The 11,073-nt window shown below is 31.7% G+C and carries 10 protein-coding genes, 3 tRNA genes and 1 pseudogene; 12 read left to right on the forward strand and 2 right to left on the reverse strand.

The window, feature by feature from the left end; translation table 11 throughout:
• The 5 genes from RMN92_RS12885 to RMN92_RS12905 all read left to right on the forward strand — a co-directional run.
• A partial coding sequence (locus tag RMN92_RS12885; protein ID WP_309609848.1) for a toprim domain-containing protein occupies window positions 1-493 on the forward strand: 493 nt, incomplete at its 5' end.
• Window positions 494-582: 89 nt separating this feature from the next.
• The gene (locus tag RMN92_RS12890) at window positions 583-1,518 is read left to right on the forward strand and encodes a malate dehydrogenase (RefSeq protein WP_309609849.1); all 936 of its coding nucleotides are present in this window, start codon (window positions 583-585) and stop codon (window positions 1,516-1,518) included.
• A gap of 203 nt (window positions 1,519-1,721) precedes the next feature.
• Window positions 1,722-4,685, forward strand: coding sequence for a protein translocase subunit SecDF (gene secDF, locus RMN92_RS12895; protein WP_309609850.1), 2,964 nt, complete (start codon window positions 1,722-1,724; stop codon window positions 4,683-4,685).
• Between the two features lie 321 nt (window positions 4,686-5,006).
• Window positions 5,007-5,411 carry a hypothetical protein gene (locus RMN92_RS12900; RefSeq protein WP_309609851.1) on the forward strand — a complete coding sequence of 135 codons (405 nt, stop codon included), beginning with the start codon at window positions 5,007-5,009 and terminating at the stop codon, window positions 5,409-5,411.
• Between the two features lie 244 nt (window positions 5,412-5,655).
• Window positions 5,656-5,958, forward strand: a complete 303-nt coding sequence (locus RMN92_RS12905) for a transposase (protein WP_309609857.1) — start codon at window positions 5,656-5,658, stop codon at window positions 5,956-5,958.
• Window positions 5,959-6,108: 150 nt separating this feature from the next.
• Here RMN92_RS12905 and RMN92_RS12910 read toward each other — a convergent pair whose 3' ends face one another.
• Complete coding sequence (locus tag RMN92_RS12910; protein ID WP_309609852.1) at window positions 6,109-6,987, reverse strand: FKBP-type peptidyl-prolyl cis-trans isomerase; 879 nt, start codon at window positions 6,985-6,987, stop codon at window positions 6,109-6,111.
• 79 nt (window positions 6,988-7,066) lie between these two features.
• On the opposite strand from RMN92_RS12910, the gene RMN92_RS12915 reads away from it, so the two are divergent.
• Together RMN92_RS12915 and RMN92_RS12920 are read left to right on the forward strand one after the other, a co-directional pair.
• A complete protein-coding gene (locus RMN92_RS12915) occupies window positions 7,067-7,444 on the forward strand; it encodes a S4 domain-containing protein (protein WP_309609853.1) in 378 nt (125 codons plus the stop codon).
• A gap of 29 nt (window positions 7,445-7,473) precedes the next feature.
• The gene (locus RMN92_RS12920) at window positions 7,474-7,971 is read left to right on the forward strand and encodes a phosphoribosyltransferase domain-containing protein (protein ID WP_309609854.1); all 498 of its coding nucleotides are present in this window, start codon (window positions 7,474-7,476) and stop codon (window positions 7,969-7,971) included.
• On the opposite strand, the gene RMN92_RS12925 is transcribed toward RMN92_RS12920, so the two are convergent.
• On the reverse strand, window positions 7,963-8,478 hold the full coding sequence (locus RMN92_RS12925) for a shikimate kinase (RefSeq protein ID WP_309609855.1): 516 nt from the start codon (window positions 8,476-8,478) through the stop codon (window positions 7,963-7,965). The two genes, RMN92_RS12920 and RMN92_RS12925, sit on opposite strands and share 9 nt — an antisense overlap.
• A gap of 127 nt (window positions 8,479-8,605) precedes the next feature.
• Between RMN92_RS12925 and RMN92_RS12930 the strand changes: the two genes are divergently transcribed.
• The 5 genes and pseudogenes from RMN92_RS12930 to RMN92_RS12950 form a co-directional block, all read left to right on the forward strand.
• Window positions 8,606-8,678 (forward strand) — tRNA-Lys (locus RMN92_RS12930).
• Window positions 8,679-8,716: 38 nt separating this feature from the next.
• Window positions 8,717-8,789 (forward strand) — tRNA-Lys (locus RMN92_RS12935).
• Between the two features lie 39 nt (window positions 8,790-8,828).
• Window positions 8,829-8,911 (forward strand) — tRNA-Leu (locus tag RMN92_RS12940).
• Between the two features lie 289 nt (window positions 8,912-9,200).
• Complete coding sequence (locus RMN92_RS12945) at window positions 9,201-10,517, forward strand: ammonium transporter (RefSeq protein ID WP_309609856.1); 1,317 nt, start codon at window positions 9,201-9,203, stop codon at window positions 10,515-10,517.
• Window positions 10,518-10,594: 77 nt separating this feature from the next.
• A pseudogene (locus RMN92_RS12950) lies at window positions 10,595-11,073 on the forward strand (porin); the annotation flags it as partial.

Raw genomic sequence — 11,073 nt, forward strand, 5'->3', positions numbered from 1 at the left:
ATTAGGAGTAACTATTGGTACTGCCGAAGATAGTAAAGCATTAAACCTAGAAAAATTGCGTTACCATAAAGTAGTAATTATGTGTGATGCCGATATTGATGGTAGTCACATTTCTACCTTAATATTAACCTTCTTTTTCCGTTTTATGAAAGAACTAATCGAAGAAGGTCATGTATATATCGCAACACCTCCTTTATATTTGGTTAAAAAAGGAAATAAAAAAGAATATGCTTGGAATGAAACACAGCGAGATCAAGCCAATGAAAGAATGGGCGGAAGCGCAGCAATTCAACGATATAAAGGTCTTGGAGAAATGAATGCAGAACAATTATGGGATACAACTTTAAATCCTCAATTCAGAACTTTACGACAAATAAATATTGACAGTCTAGCGGAAGCTGACAGGGTTTTCTCCATGTTAATGGGTGATGAAGTTCCGCCTCGTAGAGAATTTATCGAGAAAAATGCAGTGTACGCAAATATTGATGCTTAAAATTATTTTAAGTTTTGAATTCTAAATTTTAATTTTAAGAATTCATGATTTAATTTAAAATTCAAAATTTATAATTTAAAATAACATAAATGAAAGTTACCATAGTAGGAGCAGGGAATGTAGGCGCATCGTGTGCCGATGTAATTTCATACAGAGGAATTGCAAGCGAAGTAGTATTATTGGATATTAAAGAAGGTTTTGCTGAAGGTAAAGCTATGGATATCATGCAATGTGCTACAAATACAGGTTTTAATACACAATTGTCGGGTGTAACTAATGATTATTCTAAAACAGCCAACAGTGATGTAGTTGTTATTACTTCAGGAATTCCTAGGAAACCTGGAATGACTCGTGAGGAATTAATTGGGATAAATGCTGGAATTGTAAAATCGGTTGTAGAAAACGTATTGGTTCATTCTCCAAATACTATTGTAGTAGTGGTTTCAAACCCAATGGATACGATGACTTATTTGGCTTTAAAATCTACTGGTTTACCAAAAAACAGAATTATTGGAATGGGCGGTGCTTTAGACAGCTCACGTTTTAGATTTTACTTATCCAAAGCATTAAACAAACCTGCAAATGATGTTTCGGCAATGGTAATTGGTGGTCACGGAGATACTACCATGATTCCTTTAACACGATTGGCTTCTTATAATGGAATTCCAGTTTCCGAATTTCTTTCTCAAGAACAATTAGACAAAGTAGCCGCAGATACTATGGTAGGCGGCGCAACATTGACTGGATTATTAGGAACTTCAGCTTGGTATGCTCCGGGAGCTTCCGTGGCTTATTTGGTTGACAGTATTTTAAACAATCAAAAGAAAATGATTGCTTGTTCTGTAATGCTGGATGGTGAATATGGTCAATCTGATATTTGTATTGGAGTACCTTGTATTATAGGTAAAAATGGTATCGAAGAAATAGTGACTATAAATCTAAACGATTCAGAAAAAGCATTGTTTGCCAAAAGTGCTGAGGCAGTTCGTGCTATGAATGCTGATTTGAAATCAGTATTAGCTTAATATTAATAATCACATAAAAACACATATAACTTTACAAAGTTTACAAAGAATCAAAATCCTAGCGAACTTTGTGAAATTCTTTGTGTTCTTTGTGGTTAAATTTATATATTTGCACGTTTTATAAAAATTGAGTAATATTTTTAACTTACTTTTTATAATCGAAAATAAAAAACCAAACTAGAATTAATTAATTTTTATACAGAATGCAGAATAGAGGACTTATTAAATTTATTGCAATAATATTTGCACTGGTAAGTATTTACCAACTTTCTTTCACTTTTGTTGCTAATAAAGTGAAAAGTGATGCAAAAACTTTTGCAAACGGAAATTCAGACAAAGAAGTAAAATATCTTGATTCCATCGGAAAAGAAAAAGTTTTTTTAAGCTATTTTACTTACGATGAGATTAAGACAAGACAAATCAATAAAGGGCTTGACTTAGAAGGAGGTATCAATGTAACGCTTCAAATTTCTGTCAAAGATATTTTGAAACAATTGGCCAATAATTCGACTAATCCGGTATTTGGCAAGTCATTGGCTGATGCAAAAACCAACCAAAAAGGAAATCAATCCTACCTAAATGCTTTCTATGAAGCTTTTGATGCAAATTCAAACGGAACTATAAAATTATCTGATCCTAATATATTTGGAAATAGAAATTTAGCAGATTCGGAAAAAATTAATTTTAATACATCTGATTCGGACGTAAAAAAAGTAATTAATAAAAAAGTTGATGAAGCTATCGAAAGTGCTTTCCTAGTTTTACGCGAACGTATTGACAAATTTGGTGTTACCCAACCCAACATTGTTAAGTTGGGAAATACCGGGCGTATTCTTATTGAACTTCCAGGTGTTAAGGATATTAAAAGAGCCATCGATTTAGTTTCTAAAACTGCTGAATTGCAATTTTGGGAAACTTTAAAAGTTGACGAAATTGGAAATTATTTAGGAGTTGTCAATGAAGCACTTAAAAAAACAGAAGTAGCTCCAAAATCAATTGATACTATTAAAAAGGAAGATTCAGCAATCAATAAATTATTAGTTGATAAAGATTCCACAAAAGGAGCTAAAAAAGAATTCAATCCATTATTTGATAAAATAGTAAGTGGTGGTCCACAAGGAAGTCCAGTTTTAGCTTATGTTAAATCTAAAGATACCGCTGCAATAAATACTTATTTTAAACGTGCAGATATCAAAGCATTATTGCCTAGTAATTTTTCTGATGCCAAATTTGTGTGGGGAAAACCTTCTTCAAAAGATGTAGATGTAGTTGAATTATATGCTTTAAAAGGAAATAGAAATAATGTAGCGCCTATGACTGGTGCTGTTCTTGTAGATGCATCCAATTCGTATGATCAAATGGGAAAACCATCTGTAACCATGCAAATGAATGGAAAAGGAGCCAAAATATGGGAAGAATTAACAGGTAGAGCATACACTCAAAAAAGTAATATTGCTATTGTTTTAGATAATATTGTATATTCAGCTCCGGGTGTTTCAACAGGACCAATTGCTGGTGGACGTTCAGAAATATCAGGTACATTTACTTTGGAAGAAACAAAAGATTTATCCAATGTTTTACGAGCTGGTAAATTGCCTGCTGCTGCAGAAATTGTACAATCTGAAGTGGTTGGACCATCCTTAGGACAAAAAGCAATTGATGATGGATTAATGTCTTCTATTATTGGATTGTTATTGGTATCTGTTTGGATGTTAGTTTATTATGGTAAGGCTGGTTGGTATGCAAATATTGCTTTAGCTGTCAATTTATTATTCCTTTTTGGAGTCATGGCAAGTTTTGGTTTTGTACTAACCTTGCCAGGTATTGCAGGTATAGTTTTAACAATGGGAACTGCTGTCGATGCCAATATTATTATTTTTGAAAGAGCAAAGGAAGAACTTCGTGCGGGTTTAAGTCTTGACGAAGCAGTCAAAAAATCTTTTAGTTGGACTGGTGCTATGCGTTCCATTATTGATGCGAACGTAACCCACATATTAACTGGTGGAATACTTTATATTTTTGGAACAGGACCTATAAAAGGTTTTGCATTGACTTTATTAATAGGTATTATTACTTCATTGTTTACTTCTATTTTTATTACTAGAATATTTTTAGATAGAGCAGTAGCTAACGGAAGTAAATTGGAATTTGCAAACAGCTGGTCTAAAAATTGGTTTACAGGTTTCAACTTTGATTTCTTAAAAATTAAAAGGGGTACTTATATATTCTCTTCTTGTGTTATCATTATCAGTTTTATATCCATATTTTTTGTAAATGGATTGGATGAGGGTGTCGATTTTGTTGGAGGTAGAACATTTCAAGTAAAATTTGAAAAAACAGTCGAACCATCTGCTATTGCAGCAGAATTGTCTAAAAGCAATGTTTTCAAAAGTGCAGAAGCAAAAGTTTTTGGTACAGATGACCAACTTAAGATTACAACAAAATACAAAATTAAAGACGAAGGTGTTAATATAGATACCGAAGTTAATCAAAAATTGTATAATGCGCTTAAAAGTCATTATTCACCAGGTATGACTTATGAAAAGTTTATCAATCTATATGAAGGCAAACAATTAGGTGTTCTACAAGCTTCAAAAATAAGCCCAGCCATTTCAGCAGATATTAAAACCAACTCTTTTTGGGCGGTTATTGGTGCTATGCTTGTTGTAGGTTTATACTTAGTAGTTTCATTTAGAAAATTAGGTTACTCACTAGGAGCAATCGCGGCTGTGGTTCATGATGTTATATTTGTTTTGGGTATTTACTCATTGTGTTATAAATTTATGCCTTTCCATATGGAAATGGATCAGCATTTCATTGCGGCAATTTTAACGGTTATTGGATATTCCATGAATGATACCGTTATTGTATTTGATAGAATTAGAGAATTCCTTGCTGGAAACAGAAAAGGAAATTTCAATCAAATTGTAAATGATTCCATTAATACTACTTTATCTAGAACAATTAATACTTCATTGACCATGTTATTAGTATTGCTAATCATGTTTATTTTTGGTGGAGAATCAATTAGAGGATTTATCTTTGCAATGCTTATAGGTATTGGAATTGGAACATATTCGTCGTTGTTTATAGCAACTCCAGTGTTGGTTGATACAATGCCTAAAAAAGACAAAGAAGAAATCGAAAGAAGACATGCTAATAAATAATGTTTTATAAATTTTATACTGAAAACCTTCGTTGTAAAACGAAGGTTTTTTTTATAGATAAAAACTTTAAATGATTTAATAATTCTTGCTAAAATAAGTTTAAAAGACAAATTTTGTACAATTATACTAGTAATTAAACCATTTATATTTATAAAATAGACTGAAATATTTTCAAGTTATTTTTTATTTTAGACTAATATAAATCTAATTATTTATATTTGTATATGGCAAATTCAAAAAACATTATAGTAAAAGAAAGCGAACTTGAACTTAAGAAATTATTAAGGCTACAACCAATACAGAAAAAAAATCCGTATTCAAATGTTGTTAATTATTAAAAAGAGTCAAGTTTCATTAAGTAAAATGGAACTTGCTTCTATCTTGAAAGTTAATCATAATACGGCTCAAAAGTGGCGAAAATCATATTTTGAATGTGGAATAGATGGACTACTTTTCGACGCAAGAGTAGGCTTTAAACACTCAATAATCAATAGTGAAATACACCAAGCTATTGAGAAAAAACTAACCTCTCCAAAAAAAGCATTTACTTCTTATATTGATTTAATTAATTGGATTGTAGAGAATTATATCCCAAATGGAATAAATTACCATACCGTAAATAAGTATGTTAAAAGACATTTTGGTGCTAAATTAAAAGTTTCTCGAAAAAGTCACTTAAAAAAAGACCTAAATGTTGTGGATACTTTTAAAAAAACTTCCGTATAATTCTTGAAAATATATTAAAAAATGCAGCAGATGAATTCTAACATTTCAATTTTTATGTGCAGGATGAGAGCCGTTTTGGATTATTTACAAGAAACGATAGAGCCTTAACGGCAAAAGGTGTAAAGCCAATTTATACTTATCAGAACATATTCAAATCAACTTACATTTTTGGTGCATTCTCACCATATAATGGCGATAGTTTAGTGATGGAATTGCCATATTGTAATGGAGATAATTTTCAAATATTCTTGAACGAACTCTCAAAAAAAATCAAAAAGAGTATAAAGTGGTCATTTTAGATAATGGTGCTTTTCATAAAGGAAAATCGTTAATCATTCCCAAAAACATAACACTTGTTTTTCTTCCTCCATATTCCCCTGAACTTAAACCATCTGAACTTGTTTGGCTCAATATGAAAAGAATAACTACTAACAAAATTTATAAAACAATGGAAGAACTTAAATTTAAATTAGATGATATTATTAAAGAATTAATCACTGATGAATTTATAAAAAACCTATTTAGTTTTTACTATTTTTTTACTTAAATAAGACTATTATATAGGTCTAAATGGTACTACTACAGCGTTTTCATTGAATTGCAATAAATAGTCTTTGTTGTGAAAAAATAAATTTGGATAAAAAAAACCAGTATCATTTTAAAAATAATACTGGTTTTTTTCATGAATAATTTTATTTTAATGACAACTAGCGTCCAAATGTTTTTTGGTTCCTGTGGCGTTTCCGCTGCAATCTTTAATTAAACTATAACTTGTTGGAAGCACACCATTTATTCTAATTTCAGACTTTGTTAAGTAACCATCGCCATCATCATCTTGGTCAAAATAGTTAGGGAAAGTATCGCCATCTGTATCCAGGCTGGTATCTATGCCTTCGTCTCTCGAATCGATACCATCAAAATCATTGTCTACATAATTCACACTTTTTAGTTTAAAACTAAATATTAAAGGAGAATAACTTGGAATATTGGTTGATGCACGATTGTAATATGCTAATCCAGAAGGTAAAAACATAACTCCAGCCCCAAAATCGCTATATACATTTGGATCACCAGCAGTTGCACCAGCAGTCACTGTGCCAGATTTAAAGAAAGGAAATATTTCTTGCCAACCTCTAACAACTCCATTTAAAGGAAACCAAATTGGACTGGTATAATTCCTATCAAAAACTGTTTCATTAAGCAAACTTCCTTTGTAATCTACAAATACAGAATCAACTTTTGATGGATTTTTTTGCGTACCTTCTCTTAATGAAATATAATATACTTTATAATCTACACCATTGCTATTTACCGTTTTGTATAGCGGTGCATACTGCTGCTTAATATCTTGTGTTGTAATATCTCCCGCTGGAATTTTAGTAAATGTAACATCAAAGTTTGCATTTACTGTCATGGCGTAATCATCCAAATATTTATCAATAGCAGCTAAATCTACAGGATATTGAGTAGCAAAAGGAACTGGTGGTACTTCTGGTATTGGATCATCTGTTTTGTTACAAGCTATAAATAATATACTTAAGCTCAATGCAAATGCTATTTTAAAAAATTGTGTCATTATTTTGATTAATTTAGGGCTGCAAGATACAATTTTGATTTATTTTTGTTTAAAATTTAACTTTGTTTTTTTAATTTTTATGAGAGTAGATAAATTCTTGTGGTGCGTGAGGTATTATAAAACCAGAAATATGGTTACAGAAGCCTGCAAAAAAAACCAAATAACGGTGAATGGTCAAGTGGCAAAAGCATCCAAAGAAGTTTTTCCGAGCGATAAAGTTACTTTTAGAAGAGATCAAATTACCTACATTATTTCGGTTTTAGACATTCCAGAAAGCCGTGTGGGAGCAAAATTGGTCGACATTTATAGAAAAGATGAAACCCCACAGGAATCATTTGAGCATTTGGAACTTTTAAAGTTATCCAAAGAGCATTACAGAAAAACAGGAACAGGAAGACCTACCAAAAAAGACCGTCGCGATATTGAAGATTTTGGGACTGATGTAAAAACAGATTAAAGAATAAATTATTTCTAAAATAACAATATATGAGTCAAAATATAATATTAAACAATCAAGAAATAGCCTTCAAAATAAAACGCATCGCTTTTCAGATTTATGAAACTTTTATTAATGAGGAAGAAATTGTGATTGCAGGAATTCAAGGCAACGGAAATATTTTTGCAAATAAAATTGCAAATGTTTTAAAAACCATTTCGCCTATAAAAGTAATTTTGTGCAACGTTATTATTGATAAGAAAAATCCAAGTGCAACCATAACAACTTCCATTCCCAAAAATGAGTATCAAAACAAAGGATTAATTCTTGTTGATGATGTATTGAATTCTGGAACTACTTTAATATATGGAGTCAGGCATTTTTTGGATGTACCACTCAAAAAATTTAAAACTGCCGTTTTGGTAGATAGAAATCATAAAAAATACCCAATAAAAGCAGATTTTAAAGGCATTTCATTATCAACTTCACTATTGGAACACGTTCAGGTAGTTTTTAAGGAAGAAGAAGATTATGTCTATTTAAAATAAATCTTCTATTTCCGATATAATCTGCTCTGGTGTTTTATCATCGACAGAAATTACAAATTTACATTGATTGTAATAATAACTTCTCTCAAATAAATGCGATGCTACATATTGATACAATTCTTCACCTGATAATGTTTTTAAAAGAGGTCTTTCCTCGAGTTGATTTTCCAATCTTACCACTAATGTAGCAATACTAGCTTTTAAATAAATAGAAGTAACGTTTGGAGCTTTTAGAAACTCATGATTGTTTGCATAACAAACTGTACCGCCTCCCAAACTCAATACAAAAGATTTTTCTTTTAACAAAGTTTGTTTAAAAATTTCATGTTCTAATTTCCTAAAATAAATTTCGCCGTGTTCCGCAAAAATTTCATTTATAGATTTTGAAGTTTGTGAAACTATCAAATTATCTAAATCATAAAAAGGCAAATCAAGATCTTTTGCTAAGAATCTGCCTATAACGGATTTTCCACTACCCATATAACCTACTAAAACAATTTTTTTCATGCTGTTAAATCCTTATAAATTAAGCCTTTGAAAGGTTTTGTAAAAAAAAGACAAATTTATAAGAAAATTGCTTTGAAAAATAAATAATAACGCCTTATATTTGCACCCGCATTCAAGAAATTAAAATGACTCGATAGCTCAGTTGGTAGAGCACATCACTTTTAATGATGGGGTCCTGGGTTCGAGCCCCAGTCGGGTCACAAAAATGACCAATTATTTTATATTTCTTGAAAGCAAAGACTCGATAGCTCAGTTGGTAGAGCACATCACTTTTAATGATGGGGTCCTGGGTTCGAGCCCCAGTCGGGTCACAAATAAAGACGTTGCAGTGCAGCGTCTTTATAGTTTAAGGCCACGTGGAGAAACGGTAGACTTGCCAGCTTGAGGGGCTGGTGCTCGCAAGGGCGTGCGGGTTCAAATCCCGCCGTGGTCACAAAAATAAAAATGTTGTAAAATAATCAAATTTATTTGAAATTATTTTACAGCATTTTTATTTACACAAAATCTTTATATCCCATTTAATAAAATTATAATTTAAATCAGTATTTAGAATTCACTATATATTTATAGAGGACGACTTTATACAATATTGAATTTGAAATATAAATTGATACAGAATGATTTGATTTCAGTAAAAATGTTAAATACTTACAAAATATATCTTAAAATTTGAATTTTAATCAATTAATTTATATGTTTGTTTAAATTTAAAAAACAAATTTATGAAAAAAATTATTTTAACCATAATATTGTTAACGATCATGGTGTTACCAATATTTTCAAATTTATTATTTCCTGATAGTGTAATTTCTACAGAAAAAGTAAAATTCGATTCTGGAGACACCGCGTGGATGTTGGTAGCAACGGCATTAGTCTTATTAATGACACCTGGATTGGCTTTTTTCTATGGTGGATTGGTTGGTAAAAAAAATGTAATTAGCACCATGTTTCAAAGTTTCTTAGCCATGGTAGTTATAATGGTTTTATGGGTTGTAGTTGGTTATGGCTTGTGTTATGGTCCTAGCATTGGAGGTTTTATAGGAAATCCAATGTCTAATCTTTTCTTTAATGGCGTTGGCGCGAATACTTCATGGAAACTTTCCCCCACTATTCCTTTGGTTTTATTTGCTATGTTTCAAGCAAAATTTGCCATCATAACTCCAGCTTTGATTACTGGATCATTTGCTGAGCGAATCCGTTTGTGGCCTTATATTTTATTTATAATATTATTTGTAACATGTATTTACGCACCCTTAGCCCATTCTGTATGGCATCCAGATGGAATTTTCTATAAAATGGGAGTTCTTGATTTTGCTGGAGGCACGGTAGTACATATGAGTGCTGGTTGGGCTTCTTTGGCAGGCGCAATATTTTTAGGCAGAAGGAAAATTCAAAATATAAATCCAGCACAAGTTCCTTATGTTTTACTTGGAACAGGATTGTTATGGGTAGGTTGGTTTGGTTTCAATGCAGGCTCTGCATTTGGAGCAAACGCAATAGCTGCTCAAGCACTTGGAGTTACAACAGCTTCTGCGGCAGCTGGAGGTTTATGTTGGATGTTTTTAGATAAAATTAGAGGCTATGAAATCACGGCAGTAGAAACCTGTCTTGGAATTCTAGTAGGTCTTATTGCTGCTACACCAGCAGCAGGATATGTAAGTATTTATCATGCAGTTTCTATTGGAGCCATTGCAAGTTTGATTAGTTATATTGTAGTTAGTGAATTTCCAAAAGGTGTTATTGATGATGCTCTTGATGTATTTGCTTGTCATGGAGTTGCTGGTATGGTCGGAATGATATTGACTGGCGTTTTTGCTACTAGAGCGGTAAATCCAGCTTTAGTAAATCAAGAAGGGCTACTTTACAACGGTTCAACATTATTCACCAATCAATTAATAGCTGTTGGAGCAATTTCTGTATTTGCCTTTGCTGGATCGTATCTACTATTCTTCGTTGTAAACCTAATTACACCTTTAAGAGTAAGTGAAGAGGTAGAAACTTTTGGATTAGACAGTGAACAAATTGGTGGAGAAATTTAAATAATTAACGTTAACAAATTAATATAAAAAAAATGAATTTATTAGAATCAACATTAACAGTATCAGCATTATTTTTAATGTCAATTTCATCTGTTTATGCACAAGATGAGCCGGCTACAACATCTCCAACTACTTTTGGGGGGTCAGCAGATTTTTACTACAGATATGATTTCGCAAACATTGATGGAAATAGTTTAACGAGTTTTACAAATTCGCATGATTCTTTTCAAATTGGTATGGCATCAATTGAAGCTAGTCATAAATTAGGAAAAGCATCTGTATTTGTAGATTTAGGATTCGGAAGTCGCGCTTCAGAATTTACTTACAATGATGCTGCAAATACGTTTATGATCAAACAATTGAATATGACATATGATTTTAGCGATAAATTTAGGGTTACGGTTGGTAGTTTTTAAACACACATTGGATATGAACTGGTAGATGCTGTAGATAATAAAAATTACAGTATGTCCTATGCTTTTACGAAAGGACCATTTTTTAATACTGGTGTAAAAGCACAGTACACTTCTGGGAAATTTTCTTTTATGGCTGGTGT

The sequence above is a fragment of the Flavobacterium sp. genome (genome assembly GCF_031363805.1).
Lineage (GTDB): Bacteria > Bacteroidota > Bacteroidia > Flavobacteriales > Flavobacteriaceae > Flavobacterium.

Bases quoted from the DNA above. Each gene is read 5' to 3' on its own strand.
- RMN92_RS12890 (WP_309609849.1), top strand. From the start codon at position 583: ATGAAAGTTACCATAGTAGGAGCAGGGAATGTAGGCGCATCGTGTGCC.
- secDF (WP_309609850.1), top strand. From the start codon at position 1,722: ATGCAGAATAGAGGACTTATTAAATTTATTGCAATAATATTTGCACTG.
- RMN92_RS12900 (WP_309609851.1), top strand. From the start codon at position 5,007: ATGTTGTTAATTATTAAAAAGAGTCAAGTTTCATTAAGTAAAATGGAA.
- RMN92_RS12910 (WP_309609852.1), bottom strand. From the start codon at position 6,987: ATGACACAATTTTTTAAAATAGCATTTGCATTGAGCTTAAGTATATTA.
- RMN92_RS12915 (WP_309609853.1), top strand. From the start codon at position 7,067: ATGAGAGTAGATAAATTCTTGTGGTGCGTGAGGTATTATAAAACCAGA.
- RMN92_RS12920 (WP_309609854.1), top strand. From the start codon at position 7,474: ATGAGTCAAAATATAATATTAAACAATCAAGAAATAGCCTTCAAAATA.
- RMN92_RS12925 (WP_309609855.1), bottom strand. From the start codon at position 8,478: ATGAAAAAAATTGTTTTAGTAGGTTATATGGGTAGTGGAAAATCCGTT.
- RMN92_RS12945 (WP_309609856.1), top strand. From the start codon at position 9,201: ATGAAAAAAATTATTTTAACCATAATATTGTTAACGATCATGGTGTTA.